This window comes from Aquiflexum lacus, assembly GCF_015476655.1.
Taxonomy (GTDB): domain Bacteria; phylum Bacteroidota; class Bacteroidia; order Cytophagales; family Cyclobacteriaceae; genus Aquiflexum; species Aquiflexum lacus.
Genome location: NZ_JABFHF010000003.1, coordinates 84710 through 105056 on the forward strand (window position 1 = coordinate 84710; position 20347 = coordinate 105056).

Here is a 20347-nt window from a genome sequence, read left to right on the forward strand (position 1 = left end):
GTCTTTCCAACCTCTAGGGATTTAATTGACAGAAAAGTAAAAAGGAAGGATTACAATATAGCGTGAATTTTATCCAGGAAAGGATTTAAGCAATCAAAATTATTAACTGCTATGATTGCAAAAGTTCAGCCTTTATCCTATTGCAATCATCCAGATCAATTGGTTTTTCAAAAAACATTTTCACTCTCTTGTAGTGTGAACTTTTATCTTTATCTGATTGATGAATAGAGGAAGTGGCCATAATCACATTGACATGAGAAGGTATATTTAATTTGTCAAGTTTGTCCAAGATATCCCAGCCATTTAAGGTAGGCATATTGATATCCAAAATGACCAATATGGGGTTGATGTCATTTGATAATTTAACTATAAAATCCAATCCTTCTTTGGGATTGGAAAATGTGAAAATCTGATCTGTCAGGTTACTTTCTGACACCATCAATTCATGAAGAAATAATATTCCCGGTTCATCATCAACAATAATGACAGGTAAATTTCTCTCATTGTTTTTCATATTGCTTCTCCAATTTTGAATTTAATTCACGTAAAATTCTGTCCAACTCCAAAGAACTAGCCTCAATCTCCTCCATAATTTCATGCTTATCGAGTTTCACATTTTGGTAGTTTTCATAATTCTTCAAAGCCCTAATCATTCCTATGATTTTTGAAAGGGGGCCCCTAAATTGGTGGGATTGGGTCCAAGCCACATCTTCTAACAGTTTATTGTGTTTTTCTACATTATCCAAGGCTTTGGTGAGACTGAGGTTTTTGAGCTCCAGATCTCTTGTCTGTGATTTTATTTTACCTTCCAATTCCAATTTATTTCTTTTATTGGTTATCAAAGTTTTGACAAAATATCCCAAAACAAAAATGGAGATTAAACCAATAATTTTGAACCATATCGTTTGGTAAAAAAATGCTTTTACAGAAAAATTGACTGAGGCAATTTCAGAAGACTCTCCAAATTGTTCGGATTTGACCTGAAACTCATAATTACCGGGTGGTAAACCTGAGAAATAGGCCACATTTCTATTGTCATTATCAATCCAATTATTACCCAATTCTCTAATTCGATAAAAATATTTTATTGCAAGTGGCTTTTCAAATTCTATATTTCCGTATTTAATATTGAAAAAAGTCATCCCAGGTGGTACTTCGATATTTTTTTTAAAATCAATTTCATTGTTCCCATATTTTAAAGTTTCAATGTAGGGGACAGATACTTCCCTGCGAGCTTTGAGGTTTTGAGGATCCACAATAATAGCCCCTTCCATACTTGGGAATATGATTTTTCCGTTATCCAATTTCCAGCCTGAAGGATGAAAGCCACCATTAAACTCATTATTCAACAAGCCATCTGATTTATCGATTAGAGTAGTTGAAATCCTATAATCCTTGTCATCTGATTTTTTAAGAACCATCAAGTGGCTGATAGTCATCGCTTGAATTCCATGATTTCCAGTTATCCATAACATTCCATCTTCATCGGCAATCATTTTGTAGATGGTTTCAAATTGGAATCCATTGCTTTTCCCGAATATCTTAAACTTTCCATTGGTATAAGAAAGCAAACCGTCGGGAGTTCCTATCCACAAGTCCCCCTCAGGGTCTTCCCAAATACCTGTAGCCATTTGGGAGGGGGCTTTCTCGTGGATAGGGAAATGCATAATGTTTTCATCCTCATCTACACTGAAAAAACCGTTCCCATATGTTCCAAACCATAAGACACCTTTTGAATCTTCCATTCCAAAAATGATCTCAGCATTGATAAGCTCACTTTCAAGTTGGATGGTTTTCAATTCTTCATCAGGAGTTAGCTTCTGAAGAATGCCATTGATGGTTCCGATCCAAATGTTATCCTTTGAATCCTTCATCAAGGAATAAATTACACCCTCCAATATTCCATCTTGCCTATGGTAAACCTTCTCAATTTTCAAAGAGGGCAAGTGTATTTTATTCAATCCATTTCCAGTTCCTACGTAGATATAATCACCCCTTTGTGCAATACTCAAGACAAGGTCGTGGCTTAAGCCATTTTGTGTTGAAAACTTCATGACCCCATCGTCAGTGACCCGGTTCAGACCACCTCCTGGAGTGCCGAGCCATATCCCTTTTTCACTGTCTTGGAATGTGGTAAGGATGACACTGTGGCTTAGTCCTACTTTTGCATCAATGACTTCAACATTGCTTTTTCCAAACCTGGAAATACCAATCCCCAGACCACTGATCCAAATGGCATTTTGATTATCTTCATAAATGTCCCATATCTCATTCATAGATGAGTCGATATTGGGAAAAGAAATCAACTGATCATCAAGAATCTTATATATCCCATTAGCACTTGTACCAATCCATATCCCACCATCTATAGTAGAATGTTGAAGTGCAGTAATATTTTTGAAACCCGAATTAGTTGGTAATTCAACCTTTTTCACGTTTTCATTTTCCAAGACGTATAATCCATGAAGCCTTGTCCCAATGTAGATTTTCCTGTCAGTTGAAACAGCAATAGTCCTGACATCTTGATTGGTCAAAAGCTCATAGGAAGAGAATTTGCCTGAACTCATATCAAAGGAATAAAAACCATTTAATCCACCAATGAGGATTTGATCTTCAAAGGCAATCAATTCCCGAATATATCCGATTTTAAAATTTTCAGGGGAATTGATTTGCCTGAAGTCCTGACCGTCGAATAGAATCAAATTACCGTTTTGTGTTCCTAAAAATATTTTACCTGTAGCGGTTTCCGTAATTGCAGTAAATCTAAAAGTTCCCAGGTCTTCTGTGTTGGTAAATACCTTAAAGTCGTTGAATTCGGCATAAACCAATGCAATGGAATTAGCGGCATATATGCCTCCTTTTTTCGAAAGAATTAAATCGGTGAATGTTGCAGTTTGGATTTGGGAAGTATTCCTATGGTCAAAAATCTTAAATGTCCTACCATCAAACCTTACAAGCCCTTCTTCGGTTGCCATCCAAATAAATCCATTTTTGTCTTGCACTGTTCTAAATACAGTATTTACTGGAAGTCCATTGGAATTGTCCCAATCCGTCTGTACAAAAATTGTTTCTTTTTCAATTTGTTCCCATTTTTGGCCATATGAGTTCTCTAAACCAAAATAATTTAGGTGAAGTACGAGTAATATAACCCTTAAGGATAAGGAAGATTTACTTTTCATACAGATTAAAAGCTTTTATTGAAGAGTTAGGTGGTGATAGAATCAAATCTAGATTTCATTTTCCCCATTATTCGATACAGGTATTATTTTTTTACAACTCTTATGGTTTCCTTTTTGTAACCATCTATGATTTCAACCAATAAAATACCCTTTGGCAAATCCTTGATGATTTCATCCAAAACTATTGTTTGTCGATTGACTGACACTGATTTATGCAAACTTCCGGTAATGGAGGAAATGAAAATCTGAACTTGATTGTCTGGATTACTTGGCAAGCCTTGAAATTTTAAGGTCAGACTATTTCCTGCTATTGGATTGGGGTAGGCCAACCATTCAGATTCTCTCTGTTCTATTTGTTCCGGTACCAAAATAGAAATAACCTTGCTCAAATAGACTTTATCATTGACATCCTCGGTCCTGATTCTGTAGTAGACACGTCCGCCTATAGCAGGCAAGTGACGGTCCAAAAATTCATACACTCCACTACCTTCATTGTAACCATAGCCTTTTACACTACCTAGATCTTTAAAATTTGAGATACCTTCTATGGATCTTTCGATATAATATTTACAGGGATATTTTTCCAAAGTTGTAATCCATTCGATCTTGACACTCCGATTATTTTGACTCAATTTGGCTTCGAATGAATCCCACTTCTGTGATAGAATCGAGGACCACTCCAAAAAGTAATTTTCTGTAACAGTACATCCTATAGCGTCGGTAACAGTAATTGAATAGTTTCCTGAAGGGAGATTGTTGATGGTATAAGAACTGTCTATCCCTGATACTGAACCTGAATATCCTGATGGGTCACTTTGCCATGCAATTGAATACGGAGCATTTCCCCCACTGACATCAACTTTTATGGAACCATTATTTGAATTGATTTTGCTAGGGGTTATCTCAACCTGAATATCAAACACCGGTATGGTGACTGTTTGGGTTACTGCCCTCACAGTCCCGCTATTGTCAGTAGTAGTAAGCGTTACCTCATAACTTCCCGGTTGAGGAAAACTAAAGGAGGGGTTTTGAACGGTAGAAATTCCCAATCCATCAAAATCCCAAGCAAAACTATAGGGTGAATATCCACCTACAGTAAGGTCATTGAACTGTACTAGGGGATCGCAATAAGAAGCTACATAACTGAATTCAGGAAACAAGGGCACAGCTGCGACAAATCCATCTGCACTATAATAACATTGTGAATTGCCATCACTGACTTCAGAACAGGTAGAGTTGCTGTTAGTTGACCACCGAACATAGACATTCCTCACCTCTACGACATCTCCCCAATTCCAAGTAAAATTATTGACAAATACAGGAGTGTCGAGAGCAACTTTTTGCTGGTTAAACAGACAGGCGTACCCTTGGGTGACAGTTAACACCCCATTAATATAGACATCATAGGTGGTTTTTAAAGAATAAGCATTGGTCGAACTACCCGAAAAAGTCACAAATATCTGCCCTGTCACTGCATCTCCGATTTCATAATCATCATTGGGTGAAAAAGGGTTGCCATTTGCGTCACGCAAAGTAAAACTTTCTGCAACAATATTATTTTGGGTACAACTTTGTGCAAAAGCCTGATGTATCGGCAATATGAAATGTAATCCCAAAGCTAAAATGATGGTCAGTTTGGTTTTCATTTTCTTAAGATTTGTATTGCCGGAAAAATGGGGTGATTCTTCTTAGCAATGTTATAACTGGGTGTTAATGATATAAATATAACATCAAAACCATTAAAAAAAAGGCAATTTTATCCGCTTTAACCAATTCACTATAAGCTTAGGTTTCATCTTGTGCCAAATGACATTTAACTGATCAAGTAATCCAAAATAAAAGACTTGAAGCGGATATACCGTTTGTAAAATATTTTTTAAAAAAAAAATTCTTTAGCCAAATATCGCTGTTACATAAGTCCATGTAATCATAGCTGAATATCACATAGTTGGCTTTTTTAGGTTAATTTGTGAGGGTAGCACAAATTCCCGAATAGCTTGAAATAGGATAAGCTAGGTGATATGAATAAAAAAAATCGTTTTTTAACAATGTGATGTAACAATTTGGTTTTCAGATGGGGTACATTGGTAACAGTTGTTTTTAAAAATAATCTAAGTTGGTCTTCGATTTTTTTTTCCTTTAACCAATCTGTTTTTACATCATTGTGCTATTAGATGTATTGTACGGTTATTAGATCGATGTAATTTCACTTCTGATTTTTTGAATTTTGATTCACCCGATTTCAATGTTTTAAATGGAATAATTTTGGTCTTTGTAATAATGAAAACAGAATAGGTCTGTAAATCATTGAAGACTAAATAAATTGTTATGTTAAAATTAAATCAACAACCACTTAGAATAATCTATTTAGCTGTGATCGGTATGATCATCTTTGGCTGTGACCCTAATTCCTTGGGATCTAAGGACACCGAACAGTTAAACAATGATCATGATCCTACCAATATCGAAATCCCAAGAGATCAAGATAATCGCCAATTAGATAGTTTCAGTAATATGGATGATGATGGGGAATTTGTTGTTATTCAGGATTTTGGTGAGGAAGACTGGGTAAAATTTAGGGAGGACCGTAATTTAGAAGCTATATCCAATTCGTCTTTCAATCATATCAATGCTCAAAATTCAGGTGCAGAATCATGGAAACCATGGGAAGGTCATCAATATCGGATCGTATACTTTTCTGAGGAAGGCTCGCTAAAAGCTAGAGCACATTTAATGACCCCTGATAATAGAGAAATCGAAGTTTCAAACACGACCCTTGATTCACTGAATATTCAAGAACTTCGAAATGAAATCCAAAGGAGCTTAGACGATGTTTCTGCAAATTATAAAAGGATAAATTAAATTCAAAAACTATCAAGCAATTGGGAAATAGCACACTCGGCATCTGATTGACGAGCATCAATTACCATTATAGTAGAAATCTGTATCTGGAAAAAAATCTTCATGGTACTTTCTTTTTGGATGGTCTTGGTGTTGCTTATCTTAAATCTCTTTCCATCAGAATTGCTAATAACAAAAAAGTCCAAGTTCATCAGAACTTGGACTTTACAATTGTTGACCGACCAGGGCTCGAACCTGGACTCTTCTGAACCAAAATCAGACGTGTTGCCAGTTACACCATCGGTCAATTTTGGATTGTTTTACTATTCCCTTCTTTTAAGGTGCCACAAATGTAGGGGTACTTTCTTTTTTATCCAAGTCTGATTTGTAAGATTTTTGACTAAACATTTTAATTGCTTTAAAGTCAGAGATAAAAGTGGAAAATTATTTACCAGTTATCATGTACATGATAGCAATAAAATGGAGTATGGTACCTGCCAAAACAAATAAATGCCATATCATATGGGCAAACCTCATTTTTTGACGGACATAGAAAATGGTGCCTATGGTGTAGCTGATACCCCCTGCGGCAATCATGGTGAGGGTAGGAGTAGAGAGTGTTTCCAATAAGGGCCTCACCAAAAATACAGCCATCCACCCCATAGCTAGGTATAGTATCAATGAAGCTTTTGGGAATCTATGCGTATAAAATATTTTGAAGACTACACCAAATGCAGTCAGCCCCCAAATAATTCCAAAAAATACCCAACCATAGGTGCCTTGTACCCCTAGAAGTAAAAATGGAGTATATGTACCTGCGATCAGAAAATATATACCGATATGGTCGAAGGTTCTCAGCCATGATTTAATGGTTTCTTGCTGTGTTGCATGGTAAAGGGTGGAAAAGGTATACAACAATAGGATAGACCCTCCAAAAAGGCTGCAGCTGACAATATGAAGGGTGTCTCCATTGAGGACAGAGAATGTTACCAACAAAGCAATTGCTATCACACTGAATAAAATACCAAATCCATGTGTAATACTATTGGCAAATTCCTCTTGAAGACTCTGCTTTCTTTCCATAATTTTTCACTAAAATTCTTAACTATAAATATAACTTAAAAAAAATTAACCAAATAATGCTAACGAAATCGATTGAATTTTGAATTTATATTACTAAACATCTCATTATTTTGTATTTATGGAAAATTTACTTTTGTTTTGTGCTGGATTTAAGACAAAGAAGAAATCGAATTTAAACCAAAATTAATAATATTATGTCAGTTAAAATTTCTGAAAAAACAATTGTTTCAACATTAGAGAAGCTTGAAAAATTGAAATTAGATGAGAAGCTTCATGCAGAGCTTTCTTGGTGCTGGAATAGCTATGTAGCAGACAACAATCCTGCTGGAGTTATCGAAAAAAGCAAAAAGGCTTTGGATCTTCTAAAAGCTAAGAGAGAGCAAAACAGCAAGGCTGTTGCCAAAAAACTGGTTGAAGATTTGGAGAAAATAGCTCTTAATTAATCTTCTGATTAGAATTTTAAACAAAAAAGGCTTTCAATTTGAAAGCCTTTTTTGTTTACAGCGTTGAGGTGAATTATTCTCCTACAACTACAAATTTTACTAAGCTTTTCACTTCTCGATGAAGGTCTACTTCAGCTTCAAACTCTCCGGCACCCTGAACAGGAACATTGATGGAGATTTTCTTTCTATCGATGTCTATACCGTTGGAAGCTAGTGCATCAGATATCTGAAGTGTGGTTACTTTACCGAAAATTTTACCGGAATCACCGATTTTTGCTTTGATTTCCAAGGTCATTTCAGAAAGCTTTTCTGCAACGTTTTCAGCTTCTGTTTTGATTTTTTCTGCTTTGTGTGCAGCCTGTTTGATATTTTCAGCAAGAATCTTCTTGTTTGAACCTGTAGCCAGCACTGCATAGCCTTGCGGGATCAGGTAATTTCTACCATAACCTGGCTTGACATCTACCATGTCATTTTTATATCCAAGTCCTTTTATGTCTGTTTTAAGAATAATTTCCATCGTCGTACAATGTTAAATATGAATGAATTGAACAAGAACGGATTATTTCAAACCGTCAGTCACGAAAGGCAACAATGCCAAGTGTCTTGCCTTTTTAATGGCATTGGCCACTTTTCTTTGATATTTGGCTGAGTTACCAGTCAATCTTCTAGGAAGGATTTTCCCTTGTTCATTGACGAATTTCAAAAGGAAGTTAGGGTCTTTGTAATCAATGTATTTGATCCCGTGCTTTTTGAATCTACAGTATTTTTTTCTGTTTTCTACTCGATTGATCGGTTCATTCCTTAGTGTCATTGTGCTGGCTCCTCCTTAGCTTCTGTTTTCTTGTTAAATTCACCTTTTCTTCTTCTTTCTCCATAAACAATTGCATGTTTATCAAGAGCAGTAGTCAGGAATCGCATTACTTTTTCATCTCTTCTCAATTCAACTTCGAATTTTTTGATTAAAGTTGGAGCTGCGAGAAATTCTGCTAATACGTAAAAACCAGTACTTTTTTTCTCAATTGGGTAAGCCATTTTCTTAAGGCCCCAATTTTCAACATTGATGATTTCTGCCCCCTCAGTTTTTAACAAGTTAATGAACTTGTCTACGGTATCCTTCATCTGAACATCAGACAAAACGGGAGTAAGGATGAATACCGTCTCATAATTTTTCTGGAACATAATTATTTATTTGCTTTGTTTTTTTTAAACAGACCGCAAAAGTAGAGGAATTATCGTTTTTATCCAAATAGATGGAGAAAAGAAATGGGGTATAAGGGTTGGAGAAATGGTTTTAAGACTTTTCCTTGCCCCCTCAATCTTTTCAACACTACGGGAGTGATGTATAAAAACCCTACGGAATGACAGATCTCTTCTGCTACGGTGCACTGGCTAATACGTCCTGCCACAGCAGACAGGCGAAATGACAAAGGATTTGCCATCAGATTCATTCTTACTTCACCTCAAAACTTTTTGTTCCGATCTGATAGCCATCCACATAAATTCTGACTTCATAGATACCTGCAACATACTTACTTCCTTTTTCATAGAAGTAGGTAAGTTCCTGCTGGGTATTGTCAAAAAGTATATCTTGGTGTACGGTAAAGAATTCCTCCCTACCATCTAAGGTAAATGTACCTGAGCCTCTTGCTACATCAAAGATGGGTTGATTGTTTGGAGCAATAACCTGAACATACACATCTCTTGGACCTTGATTGGCAACTTTGTTATCAGCCAAATTAAAAGTTACTTTTAATCTTTCCAATTGCCTGTTTCGGAAGCCATCTTCTCTTTCCCGACCTCTTGTATTGACAGCAGCAACGACTATATTTTCAGCTTTTAAGCGGGCAGCAATATCCACCTTCTCTTGTAGTTCCTGTTTGCTCATATTTAGTTGGACCACTTCATCTTGGATTTCAGCCTGGGTAGTTTTCAGGTCTTCATTTTCTGCAAACAGCTGCTGATTGACTTCTCTGAGACGGATGATTTCCTCATCTTTTTCCTGGAGTGTAGTTGTATAATTTGCTATTCTCCTATTCAAAGCAGAGATTTCTTCGGCGGAGCGTTTTCTATCTAGATTTCTTTCTGCAGTCAGTTGATTTTTGATTTCTTCAAGACTTGAGATATCCCCTCCCAATTTGTTGATTTCGTTGATTCTCAGATCTAATTGGTAAGTCATCGAATCAATTCTTCTGTTGAGTTCGTTGTTGTCTTCTGAAAGAATCAGAATCTCCTCGGACTTTCTGGTCTTGTCCAAATGATCTGTGTAAAGCTTGATGCCACTAATGATGACAAGGATAATCAATACAATGATCAGAATGTTTTTTCCATTGTCACTGCGTTTGACTTTTTGAGGATTGGTTTCCATAAATGTTTAAGTTGTAATTTTACCCAAAATAATAAATTTTATGACGAATAACCTCCTGGATGAGAAATATTGGACGACTAGATATTTAAATAAATCAACTGCGTGGGATGCAGGTGAGGTGACTTTGCCCATAAAGCAATATTTAGACCAATTAATCAATAAAAAAATAAAAATACTCATCCCAGGTGCTGGCAATGGACATGAAGTAATTTATGCATTTGAAAATGGTTTCAAAAGCGTTCATATTTTAGATATTTCTCAAACTCCACTCAAAAGGTTTGAAGAGACATGTCTGGATTTTCCAAAAGATCAAATTCACCATCAGGATTTTTTTGAACATGAAGGACAGTACGACCTTATTCTAGAACAGACTTTTTTCTGTGCACTTCCTCCAATTCTACGCATTGAGTATGTCAATAAAATGAAAGAATTGCTGAAGCCAAATGGGAAACTGGTTGGGGTTTTATTTGGAATTGATTTTGAAAAAGAAGGCCCTCCATTCGGGGGAGATAGGGAAGAATACCAGAAATTGTTCAGTAGGGAGTTTGAAATCATGAAATTGGAACCATGCAGGAATAGTATTCCACCAAGAATTGGGTCGGAATTGTTTTTCATGCTCAGGAAAGCTCAATATTCCAGAACGTAGGCGGCTTTTGTAAATTTTTTGTCAAAAATCAATAAGCCGCATTCATAAAAGTCAAGACTTACTATCACCCTTGGGTGGTTCTTGATTTTCTCCCAAGCAGCAGACATTCCTGCTGACCAGTGTATGTCGGCTAAAGCAATGATACTGCTATCCTGAATGTAGGGTAGAATGAATCGAAAATACAATAAGCTGGCATCATAGGTATGGGTGGCATCTATAAGCACAAAATCGACCATCTCTATTTCATAAAGCTTTCTTGGAAGGGTCTCATCGATAGTGCCACGGATGTATTGGGTATTTTCGGGAATCTTATTTTCTTGGGCTTTTTTCCATAAGCTATCGGAGCCTTCGAAAGTAAACAATCGGCCCTTGGTTACTCTTGAAAGGTAACGGGTGTTGATTCCGACACATGTACCCAGTTCTACAACAACCTTCGCAGGGGTGCGAGTACAAAAATATTGGTATAGCTTCGAATATCTTTTGGAACTCGTGCTGTATTTGGTGATTGACGAGGTTTTTCTATAGGTGCTTTTAAGTTTTTTGGAACCTGCGCCAAAGTCATCTATGTGGAGTATTTCATGATCATTCAAAAGTAAATTTCTGATTTCCTCCAAGTCCAAGTCCCTGTTGACAGATTCCTTAACAAAAATCAAGAGACCATTATATAGTTCATAAATTTGGGGTGATTGAATGGCATACCTGCCTTCTTTGATCAGCCAATATTTAAAATAAGCAAAAAAAGGAAAAAGATAACCTCTCAATATCAATTGTCAAAAATATCTGCAATCAACTGAAATTCAGGTATTTTAACCTCTATTTGTTTTCCGTCAAATAGCTTCTCCATAAAATATGATCCCCTCATTTTACCCAAACCGGATTTTAAATTGCATCCTGATACATATTCATGATTGTTTCCGGGTTCGAGGATTGGTTGTTGTCCGACAACACCATCCCCTTCAACTACTTTTGAGGTATCACCGGCATCATAGATTTCCCATTTCCTGCGCATCAGTTGCATCGTGTGGGGGCTTTTGTTCTCAATATTTACTTTGTAGGTAAAAACAAAGTGGTGTTGGTGAGGACTTGAAAATTCAGCCTGATACGTAGCTTCAACTGTCACTTTTATACCTTCGGTGATGGCTGTTACCATTGTTTTGTTAAGTTTGGCTTTTTAGAGCTTTAAAAGTAAAGCTTAATCTTAAAAATCCAATTAGTTTCGTTGTAAAATGAATGTTAAAATTGAAGAATCTTGGAAAAAAGTCCTTGAGAGTGAGTTTTCCAAACCATATTTCACTGGATTGACTGATTTTGTAAAAAAGGAATATCAAGAACAGGTGGTTTATCCCAAAGGAAGTGAGATTTTTAATGCATTTCGGCATTGTCCATTGGAAAAAGTTAAAGTCGTCATATTGGGACAAGATCCATACCATGGTCCGGGTCAAGCGCATGGGCTTTCTTTTTCAGTAAGAGAGGGAATACCTTTTCCACCGAGTTTACTGAATATTTTCAAAGAAATCAATAGGGATTTAGACCAGTCTATGCCCTCTCATGGGGATTTGACAAGATGGGCAGATCAAGGTGTTTTATTGTTGAACGCGACACTTACTGTTAGGGTCCATCAAGCAGGTTCACATCAGCAGAAAGGCTGGGAACAGTTTACTGATGCCGTGATTCAACAAATTGACAAGGAAAAGAACAATGTGGTATTTATGCTTTGGGGTGCCTATGCGCAGAAAAAAGCTGCATTTATCTCAGACAACAAGCATCTCAAACTCCACGCCCCCCATCCCAGTCCGCTTTCCGCCCATAGGGGATTTTTGGGCTGTGGTCATTTTTCAAAGGCGAATGCCTATTTGAGGGAGAAGGGGTTGGAGGAGATTAAGTGGTAGGGGTGGAATTTTAGAATTTAGAATTTAGAATTTAGATTTAAGAATCAAGAGACAAGAACCAAGAGACGAGAGACGAGAGCCGAGAACCGAGAGATTAGAGTTAAGTGGCTAGAAAAAAGAGCCAAGAACCAAGGGAGGTTAAATGCCAATAGCGATCCATCAAAACAAGGACAGCTAATTAAAAAAACTTATCCTTTTCACCTCGAGTTACCAACATTATTAAAAATGCTCAGAATAGGCAATGACATCAGGTTACTCGTCATCCCGGGTCCCTAACATTTTGAAAATGTTCAGAAAAGAAATGACATCCTAGTGGGCCGCAGACCTCTCCTGACGTCGAGGTGACAAGGCAAAGTTCTTTAATAGATTTGAATGCTATTTGTAGTTCTAAACCATCAATTTTCAAGTATGTCATTGGTAGGGCACGAGGGAGCTCCAGCGGTACAATTAGACAGTTGAATAACTTGAAAAAACTTAACCCATTTGGTCAAAACCAACCTTTCCAAGAACCTCGGGAGATGCTTCTCCACGATAGCTATCGGGATCAGCATGACGGACGCTTCGATTTATTTCATTTTTGCGATAGGAGAGGTCTGGAAACCTTAATACAGGAGCAAAAGATTTCTTCCGCCACGGCCAGGCTTCTACGTTCCTGCCACGGCAGGCTGGCGAAATGACAAGGAAAAGCCCTTTTCAACAATTGATCCAATAAAAGTTTTCAATATTATATCAACAAAGGTTGTCTTGTTTCCCCGATACTCGGGACAGGCTTTGTCTCTTGGTTCTTGTCTCTCGCTTCTCGCTTCTAGTTTCTCGCTTCTATCACCAACGCTTCTATCACCAAACCCCTCTCACCTTCATCTGAAGTGTGTACACTGAGCCCATTGCCGTGATGAAAAGTGTTTTACGTTCTGCGCCGCCGAAGACCACGTTTGAGGTCCAGTTTTCTTCTATGGGAATATGGGCTATCTGAACTCCTTTTTGATTGAAAACCGTAACCCCCTTGCCTGTCAGATAGACATTCCCCCTGTTGTCTATGGTCATTCCATCAGAACCCATTTCCACAAAGAGTTTTTTATTGGTAAGATATCCATCTTCCTCAATGTTATAAACATAAGTTTTGTTGGCACCAATATCAGCGACATAAAGTTTTTTGCCGTCATAGGTTCCAACCACCCCGTTTGGTTTGACTAAGGTTTCGTCTACCCTGAAAAACTGTATTTTGTCAGCAGAAAGAAAATACAGATGCTCTCCATCTTGTTGCATTTCAGGATCTCTTTCCCAATAAGGTCTTTTGTACAAAGGATCTGTGATGTACATCCCTCCATAAGGAGAAATCCAAAGGTCGTTGGGACCATTTAATTTTTTGCCCTGAAAGCTCTCGATCAGGACTTCGATATTTCCTTTTTCATCTATAGACACCACTTGATTATCCAAATCAGCACAAGTGATCAGGTTTTTATTTCTGTCAAAATACATCCCGTTGGACCTGCTTGATTCTTCCATGAAAACACTTACCTCGTTTCTTGTTGCAGACCATTTGATGATTTTATTATTGGGCTGATCAGTGAAAAAGACATCTCCATTTAGATGTACAGCAGGACCTTCTGTGAATGAATAGCCGTCTCCTACTTTTACCAATTCAGCTTTTTTGGCTACAATTGATTTTTTGTCAACGATCTGTGCTTGGATGAACAATGGAGTCAAAATTGAAATTAAACAAAGGCAGATTGATTTTTTCATTTTTTCAATATAATTGGTTTATCGTGTTAGAAATTCAGCCCAAAGTGGAAAATGGTCCGAAATCCTGTAAGAAAGCTGAGAGAGACTATAATTCCTATTTTTTAAGACTTTATTTCTAAAATCCACAATACCACCCTTGGTGTATTTGAGGCATATATTGTCTTCAAACCATGCAATTTGGTCATAAAATGAATAAGTCTTTTTAAAAATGGTTCTGTCGATTTCCTGCAGGTCATCAGGGACATAGAGGCCCGATGAGACAAATGCTTCATAGGTGGGATCTCCGTTTTTGACAACATTAAAATCTCCTAAAGTGATCAAGCTGTGGCTCCAAGAGTTAAGTTCCTTGGCCCACTTGGAAATCCAATCTGCTATGGCCTGAATTTCAGCAATCCTATCAGGCGATTTTGTTCCAAAAAGTACATGAAGCGTCAATAAAACAAAAGTATTTCCTGCGACCTGAAAACTGACCCCATATGGTGTTCTTGCAAATTGTCTCTGTAACGCATCCGATTGGATAGCTTTGTTTTTCTCCAGAACATCATCAGGGATGACGATCTCACAGGCTAGACCGGAGAGTTTTACTTTCCTATTGTCAAATATAAATGCCAACCTTTCATCATTGCCTTTTGAACCGGCTGTGACATCGGTCATCAAAAAACTCCAATCAGGCCCCAGAAGCTGCATGGTTTCTCTGAGGGCTTTGATGTTGCCCCTTACCTCTTGTACAGCAATGATGTCAAATCTTTTAATAATCTCTACTATGCACAACAAAGAATGGCAGTCTCTTTTGGGCGATTGCTCGTCGGAAGCCTCCCAATCCATGGTTAATCCACCAAAAATCCGAATATTCCAAGTACATATCAGGACATTTTTGTCCAGTTTTTTTGCAGGAATCAGATCATCCAGAAATTCGCTGAATTCTTTGATTTCATTTTCTACTTCTTTTGGGGGAGTTTTAAATTCAATTTCCATATTTGAGTCGAAAAGAGTTGAACAAATGATTTGAAAACAATAAAGGCTTCTTATTTTTGATGATACCCAATTTAATCCTTTATGAGCAATATGCAGAACAAATCGAAAACCTTTTTGGATAGATTTTTGGATTTTATTGAAAAGGCAGGAAACAAGCTACCTGATCCGGCCATTTTGTTTTTGATGCTGATGTTGCTGACTTGGGTTTTATCGGCAATGCTTTCCCCTATAGATTTTGGTGCAGTGGATCCCAGGACCGGAGGGGAATTAAGGGTGCAGAATCTCCTGACAGGCCGACAGTTTGCTTCTTTTCTGGCCAATATGACTGGAGTCTTTATCAACTTTCCACCCTTGGGAGTGGTGCTTTTGGCGATGTTGGGAGTGGGAGTAGCCGAACATTCAGGATTTATCAATGCAGGATTAAAGTTTTTGTTGGGAGTTACTCCAACGATATTGCTAACCCCGATTTTGGTCTTGGTGGCAATTGTCAGCCATACCGCTGCTGATGCAGGATATGTATTGGTCATCCCATTGGGAGGTGTGATTTTTTATGCAGCGGGTCGACATCCTTTGGCAGGCATAGCAGCGGCGTTTGCAGGGGTCTCCGGTGGATTCAGTGCCAACTTTATTCCTTCCAGCATAGATCCTTTGATACAGAGTTTCACACAATCCGCTGCCCAGATTTTGGATGCAGATATTTCCCTAAACCCACTCAATAATATTTACTTCACAGGTTTATCGAGTGTGGTGGTGATCAGTGTTGTCTGGTATTTGACGGACAGGGTCATCGAACCAAGGTTGAATAAAAATGTGATGGTGGATGAAAACATGGATGACATCCCCAAAATGGAAACTCTGAATTCCAGAGAAAAGAAAGCCTTCTGGATTGCATTTATGACCATGATGGTCAGTTTTGCAGCCTTGTTTTTTTGGGCTTATCCCCAGGATTCTGCCTTAAGGGATCCCGTTGGTGAAATTACTTCTAGGGATGCACCTTTGATGAGGTCCATTGTTCCCTTGATATTTATCTTATTTTGGATACCTGGATTGGTTTATGGATTTGCCTCGGGTACCTATAAAAGCATGAAGGACATGGTCGCTTCGATGAGTAAGGCAATGGGCAGTATGGCATATTATATTGTGATGGCATTTTTCTGTGCCTTGTTTATTGATGCCTTTGGGAAATCAAATATCGGAGCTTTGACGGCATTGAAAGGTGCAAACTTCCTTCAGGCACTTGATTTACCTGCTCAAATTACCATTGTAGGAATAGTGCTGTTGACAGCTTTTGTCAATCTTTTGGTAGGATCAGCTTCCGCCAAGTGGGCATTGATCAGTCCGATCTTTGTTCCGATGTTGATGCAATTGGGGATATCGCCCGATTTGACGCAGGCGGCTTATAGGGTAGGGGATTCTGTATCCAATATCATCACACCTTTGCTACCTTACTTTCCTTTGATTGTGGTTTTCTGTCAGCGATATGTCAAAACTACTGGAATCGGGACTTTAGTTTCGATGATGATTCCGTATTCGCTTGCCTTGTTGGTCATTTGGACTTCGTTTTTGTTGCTTTATTGGACTTTGGGCATACCCTTGGGGTTGCAAAGTACTTATGAATATTTGATGGTAAGGCCTTAAGGAACTTAAATCAGAAAGTTGATTTTGGAACACAAAACGTCTTCGTAGATTTTTTTTATGTTCTTTTCAGTGAGTGACATTCTCTGCATTTTTCTTCCATCAATTCTCTTACTTTTTGTCATGATACAAAAAGTAACAAAAAAATCTAGACAATGGAATCCTATCCACGCGCAAGGCCTGTGCTGGCCCGGTCCATTGTCTTCCTGCCCGCGACCCTACCAAATTAAGGCTATTTTTTAAATTAAAGTTTTATAGAAGCAGCCCTGTAGGGGCTTGATATCCGTAGCCCCGGGCACAAGGTGCTACGTGATATATTTCGGCTTCTACCAAGCTCCAAGCACCGTCGCCCGGGGTATGAAGGCAACGAGAGAGTAAATTTCGGTCACAGAGTCTATTTTGGAATATAAACCCTATTCACCGAAATGTGGAACGCAAAGTCTATTGAAATGAGTTTTATTTGACATCTTTTTCAGTGAGGACATTCTCTTTATATTTCTTCCCTACAAATACCTCAAAAAAGCCTCCGGATTATTCAGAAAGTTTTTCATGATGGTAAAGTGTTCTGTTTCATCAAATCTGACTTTTTGAATGGTATCAGCGAACTGGTAAATGGTGGCGTTCGGCAGAGTCATTAAAATGGGGGAGTGGGTAGCGATGATAAACTGACATCCATTATTTTCAGCCAGATTTTTGACCAAGGAAAACAATGCCAATTGCCGCTGTGGAGAAAGTGCCGCTTCAGGTTCATCGATCAGGTAGATTCCTTCAGCTTGTAATCGACCTTGCAATACCTTTAAAAAACCTTCTCCGTGTGAAACTTGCGTTAAATCTCCGTATTTTCTCAACAGTGCCTCTTTTTGACCAAGAACTGCCCCAACTGCCAACTTCAATCCTGTTCCACTCAGTCTTTTTTCAAAGTCCACAATATCTCCCTTGAGTTCTTGGTCAAGGTTTTTCAATCTTTTGACAAAGCCGAAGTAATCTTCCGCCCTGAAAAAGAAGCCTCTATAAGCTTTGTTGGTCCATCTGGTTTTGATGCTTTCCCCGAATTCCTTGATTTCACTCAGCGTCTCATCTGACTCCAAATCACTGCTTCCTATAGCAGGGAGATTTAGCTTGATGGCCAAGGCTTTCAATAAGGTAGATTTGCCTGACCCATTTTCTCCAACAAAGACAGTAATAGGACTTTCAAACTGCATGCTTTCAAAGTTTTTGAAGGCAGGAAGGGAAAATGGAAAGCTTGACCTGGTTCCGGTTGGTAGAGATATATGTTGGAGGAAGTACATTTTTTTTAGACTTGAGACGTGAGACGTGAGATTTAAGAACCAAGATGCAAGAACCAAGAACCAAGATGAAAAGCTTGTCCCGAGTATAGAGGAACCAAGATACATGGAGGGAAGTTTTGATTTCGAACGGCTCATTCTGCATGACGGAACCTTTTCTGACTACTAACCTTATACTTGGTACTTTGTACTTAGTACCTAGTACTCAATCTTCAACCCTCTCCATCACCACCACTAATTTCCCCAACTTATCAGTATAAGCCATTCTACTGATGTTTTTGTAGCCGGGGACAATGATTTCACCTGCTTTTCTCCAAGTGTTCTCATTGTGTTTTTTGACGTATAGATCATCTCCTTTACCCATCAGGAGTAAGTTTTTGTTCAGCCATATAAAATCTTCAGCACCTGCAATGGTGTAACCAAACTCTATTAGCTCTCTTTTTTCAAGGTCAAAGCCCATGATGGCAAAAGCTTTTTCCCCTGCTATTTCTTTGAAATCATTTTTGTCAACATAGGTGATGATGCTGGTTTTCGGCCTTTTTTTAATAGCCCTTCCTACATTTTCGCTGATGGTAAGCACCTCTGATTTGCTGTAAGGGTAAACCAATGTGTTGGGTTGGCCGAGTACAAACATGGCGGCCTTGTTGTCATACCAATCATAATACCCAACAGGTTCGATATCATCATACAATAATTCAGGTTCACCGAAATTGGTGGGGTAGAGCCAAAGTCTTTGTTTTCCATCATCTTCGACGGTTACTGCCGACACATAAAGCCCACAATCTGTGAGAGAAGGGGAGAATTCATTCAGGTCAGGTGTTTTGGTCAGGTTGGTAAATTTGCCTGACTCAAAGTTATAAATGATGATATCATGGTTTCCTTTTTCATCGGCTGCGGAAAAGGCCATCTGAATATCATTGATAAAAGCAGGTTGGTTGTCATAAAGAGGCCTGTCTGTTATCAAGAATTCAGTACCTTCAGTAATGGTTAATTTACTGCCGGAAACTTTGACATCCACAACAATTAAATCCGTAGAAGTCTGTGAGAAAGCCGATATTTGGAGCAAGAAAAAGGATAAAGCAATCAAGGATTTAATCAGGTTCATAAGTAATCATTTCAAATCAAAAACTAAATTACAAAATGGAGGTTAGATTGGTGTGGAAAAATTGAGTTTATATACCGACAAGAATTTTAACTATCTGAGAAATAGGGTAGATGAATTGGCCGATGAGGCGGTTAAATTGCTGATCAAAAGTCCTGATCTATGTATTGCCATCAACAGTTGGGAAAATTTGCCGGAAGAAAATGAGTTGATGCAATTCCCGGAAGCAGCACAAAGTTATTTTCTATCATTTTCCCAAAAACCTGATTTTATCAATCCCAACAAGGTAAAGATTGCCCAGGGCTTTTTCGACAAGGAATCAAATTTGTATTTGTCCTTATTGGGTTTTTACTCACTTCCTTACTGTTACGCTTTCGCAGATGGTGCACAGGTTTTGATCAGGTCAAAAAGGATCATTGAAGATATTGGTAGAAGACTTTCAGAAACAGCTCTTTTTTTGTTGGACAGTTTTAGACCGGGAACATTTCTGGATGACAATCAATCCTTATTGACGATTGCAAAGGTTCGTCTGATCCATGCTTTTAGCAGGTACTTTGTCATTCATTATGCCAAAGATTGGCAGCCTGAATGGGGAATCCCAATCAATCAGGAAGACCTGATGGGTACCAATCTTGCCTTTAGCTTGATGGTGATGCGTGGGATGGAAAAACTGGACAAATTTCCTGGAACAGAAGTGCATGAAGCTATTTTGCATTATTGGAAAATCATTGGTCATTATCTGGGCATTGATACAGATTATTGGCCTGAAACAGCCAAGGAGGCTTATGAAATGGAAAAGTTGATCCGAAAAAGAAACTTAAAACCATCTGAAGCAGGTGAAATCCTCACTCGCTCATTACTGAGATTTTTTGAAAAGAATATACCCGATCAAAACCTGACTGCTTTTTCAGAAACAATGGTTGCTTATTTTTTGGGCAAAGAAGCTTCAGAGGCGGTTGGTATATCCCAAAAGGTCAAATTACCCAAAGGTCTGTATGGTTTGATTCTGGATTTGAGTTTTGTGCAACAAGGAGGATTGAAATCCAACTATCGGAAAACCCGACAGCAGTTTTTAGCACAGAGCAAGATGAGATTTGGTGAAGAACTTACTCTGAATATCCCTGTGATCACCCGTTCATAATCGTACACTTTTTGTCCGT

General features: G+C 38.2%; 20 protein-coding genes and 1 tRNA gene. 6 read left to right on the plus strand and 15 right to left on the minus strand.

The features are described from left to right. Positions 1 to 109: 109 nt before the first annotated feature. The 3 genes from HMJ38_RS04045 to HMJ38_RS04055 all read right to left on the minus strand — a co-directional run bounded on the left by HMJ38_RS04045 (position 110) and on the right by HMJ38_RS04055 (position 4825). Entirely contained in the window at positions 110 to 514 is a 405-nt protein-coding gene (locus HMJ38_RS04045) for a response regulator (RefSeq protein WP_194973090.1), read from the minus strand. Continuing rightward, on the minus strand, positions 501 to 3179 hold the full coding sequence (locus HMJ38_RS04050) for a ligand-binding sensor domain-containing protein (protein WP_194973091.1): 2679 nt from the start codon (positions 3177 to 3179) through the stop codon (positions 501 to 503). Before HMJ38_RS04050 ends, HMJ38_RS04045 begins: the two co-directional genes overlap by 14 nt. A gap of 83 nt (positions 3180 to 3262) precedes the next feature. After that, positions 3263 to 4825, minus strand: coding sequence for a PKD domain-containing protein (locus HMJ38_RS04055; RefSeq protein WP_194973092.1), 1563 nt, complete (start codon positions 4823 to 4825; stop codon positions 3263 to 3265). 682 nt (positions 4826 to 5507) lie between these two features. Between HMJ38_RS04055 and HMJ38_RS04060 the strand changes: the two genes are divergently transcribed. Further along, a complete protein-coding gene (locus HMJ38_RS04060; protein ID WP_194973093.1) occupies positions 5508 to 6041 on the plus strand; it encodes a hypothetical protein in 534 nt (177 codons plus the stop codon). A 213-nt stretch (positions 6042 to 6254) separates the two neighbouring features. Here HMJ38_RS04060 and HMJ38_RS04065 read toward each other — a convergent pair. Both HMJ38_RS04065 and trhA read right to left on the minus strand, forming a co-directional pair. Beyond that, positions 6255 to 6327 (minus strand) — tRNA-Gln (locus HMJ38_RS04065). A 137-nt stretch (positions 6328 to 6464) separates the two neighbouring features. Further along, complete coding sequence (gene trhA, locus HMJ38_RS04070) at positions 6465 to 7103, minus strand: PAQR family membrane homeostasis protein TrhA (protein WP_194973094.1); 639 nt, start codon at positions 7101 to 7103, stop codon at positions 6465 to 6467. Positions 7104 to 7297: 194 nt separating this feature from the next. Here trhA and HMJ38_RS04075 point away from each other — a divergent pair, with 194 nt between their 5' ends. After that, positions 7298 to 7546, plus strand: a complete 249-nt coding sequence (locus HMJ38_RS04075) for a hypothetical protein (protein ID WP_194973095.1) — start codon at positions 7298 to 7300, stop codon at positions 7544 to 7546. A 73-nt stretch (positions 7547 to 7619) separates the two neighbouring features. Here HMJ38_RS04075 and rplI read toward each other — a convergent pair whose 3' ends face one another. The 4 genes from rplI to HMJ38_RS04095 all read right to left on the minus strand — a co-directional run bounded on the left by rplI (position 7620) and on the right by HMJ38_RS04095 (position 9911). After that, the gene (gene rplI, locus HMJ38_RS04080) at positions 7620 to 8063 is read right to left on the minus strand and encodes a 50S ribosomal protein L9 (protein WP_194973096.1); all 444 of its coding nucleotides are present in this window, start codon (positions 8061 to 8063) and stop codon (positions 7620 to 7622) included. A gap of 42 nt (positions 8064 to 8105) precedes the next feature. Continuing rightward, positions 8106 to 8357: a 30S ribosomal protein S18 gene (rpsR, locus tag HMJ38_RS04085; RefSeq protein WP_009035688.1), complete on the minus strand. Its 252-nt coding sequence runs from the start codon at positions 8355 to 8357 to the stop codon at positions 8106 to 8108. Next, positions 8354 to 8725 (minus strand): 30S ribosomal protein S6, encoded by a 372-nt coding sequence (rpsF, locus tag HMJ38_RS04090; RefSeq protein ID WP_194973097.1) that lies wholly within the window; start codon positions 8723 to 8725, stop codon positions 8354 to 8356. The genes rpsR and rpsF overlap by 4 nt, the downstream gene beginning before the upstream one ends. A 271-nt stretch (positions 8726 to 8996) precedes the next feature. Then, a complete protein-coding gene (locus HMJ38_RS04095) occupies positions 8997 to 9911 on the minus strand; it encodes a hypothetical protein (RefSeq protein ID WP_194973098.1) in 915 nt (304 codons plus the stop codon). Positions 9912 to 9951: 40 nt separating this feature from the next. On the opposite strand from HMJ38_RS04095, the gene HMJ38_RS04100 reads away from it, so the two are divergent. Continuing rightward, on the plus strand, positions 9952 to 10557 hold the full coding sequence (locus tag HMJ38_RS04100; RefSeq protein ID WP_194973099.1) for a methyltransferase: 606 nt from the start codon (positions 9952 to 9954) through the stop codon (positions 10555 to 10557). Here the strand turns inward: HMJ38_RS04100 and HMJ38_RS04105 are convergent. Continuing rightward, positions 10539 to 11324 carry an O-methyltransferase gene (locus HMJ38_RS04105; protein ID WP_228779876.1) on the minus strand — a complete coding sequence of 262 codons (786 nt, stop codon included), beginning with the start codon at positions 11322 to 11324 and terminating at the stop codon, positions 10539 to 10541. The two genes, HMJ38_RS04100 and HMJ38_RS04105, sit on opposite strands and share 19 nt — an antisense overlap. Next, positions 11321 to 11707, minus strand: a complete 387-nt coding sequence (apaG, locus tag HMJ38_RS04110) for a Co2+/Mg2+ efflux protein ApaG (RefSeq protein WP_194973100.1) — start codon at positions 11705 to 11707, stop codon at positions 11321 to 11323. Before apaG ends, HMJ38_RS04105 begins: the two co-directional genes overlap by 4 nt. A gap of 76 nt (positions 11708 to 11783) precedes the next feature. On the opposite strand from apaG, the gene ung reads away from it, so the two are divergent. Beyond that, the gene (gene ung, locus HMJ38_RS04115; RefSeq protein ID WP_194973101.1) at positions 11784 to 12446 is read left to right on the plus strand and encodes a uracil-DNA glycosylase; all 663 of its coding nucleotides are present in this window, start codon (positions 11784 to 11786) and stop codon (positions 12444 to 12446) included. Between the two features lie 837 nt (positions 12447 to 13283). Here the strand turns inward: ung and HMJ38_RS04120 are convergent. Next, positions 13284 to 14189 carry an SMP-30/gluconolactonase/LRE family protein gene (locus tag HMJ38_RS04120; RefSeq protein WP_194973102.1) on the minus strand — a complete coding sequence of 302 codons (906 nt, stop codon included), beginning with the start codon at positions 14187 to 14189 and terminating at the stop codon, positions 13284 to 13286. 18 nt (positions 14190 to 14207) lie between these two features. Then, positions 14208 to 15164 carry an endonuclease/exonuclease/phosphatase family protein gene (locus HMJ38_RS04125; protein WP_194973103.1) on the minus strand — a complete coding sequence of 319 codons (957 nt, stop codon included), beginning with the start codon at positions 15162 to 15164 and terminating at the stop codon, positions 14208 to 14210. 90 nt (positions 15165 to 15254) lie between these two features. On the opposite strand from HMJ38_RS04125, the gene HMJ38_RS04130 reads away from it, so the two are divergent. Continuing rightward, positions 15255 to 16802, plus strand: a complete 1548-nt coding sequence (locus HMJ38_RS04130) for an AbgT family transporter (protein ID WP_394355055.1) — start codon at positions 15255 to 15257, stop codon at positions 16800 to 16802. A 500-nt stretch (positions 16803 to 17302) separates the two neighbouring features. On the opposite strand, the gene HMJ38_RS04135 is transcribed toward HMJ38_RS04130, so the two are convergent. Together HMJ38_RS04135 and HMJ38_RS04140 are read right to left on the minus strand one after the other, a co-directional pair. Continuing rightward, positions 17303 to 18088, minus strand: a complete 786-nt coding sequence (locus HMJ38_RS04135; RefSeq protein WP_194973105.1) for an AAA family ATPase — start codon at positions 18086 to 18088, stop codon at positions 17303 to 17305. Between the two features lie 202 nt (positions 18089 to 18290). Then, a complete protein-coding gene (locus HMJ38_RS04140; RefSeq protein ID WP_194973106.1) occupies positions 18291 to 19190 on the minus strand; it encodes a TolB-like translocation protein in 900 nt (299 codons plus the stop codon). A gap of 52 nt (positions 19191 to 19242) precedes the next feature. On the opposite strand from HMJ38_RS04140, the gene HMJ38_RS04145 reads away from it, so the two are divergent. After that, the gene (locus tag HMJ38_RS04145) at positions 19243 to 20328 is read left to right on the plus strand and encodes an oxygenase MpaB family protein (protein WP_194973107.1); all 1086 of its coding nucleotides are present in this window, start codon (positions 19243 to 19245) and stop codon (positions 20326 to 20328) included. The last annotated feature ends 19 nt before the right edge of the window (positions 20329 to 20347 follow it).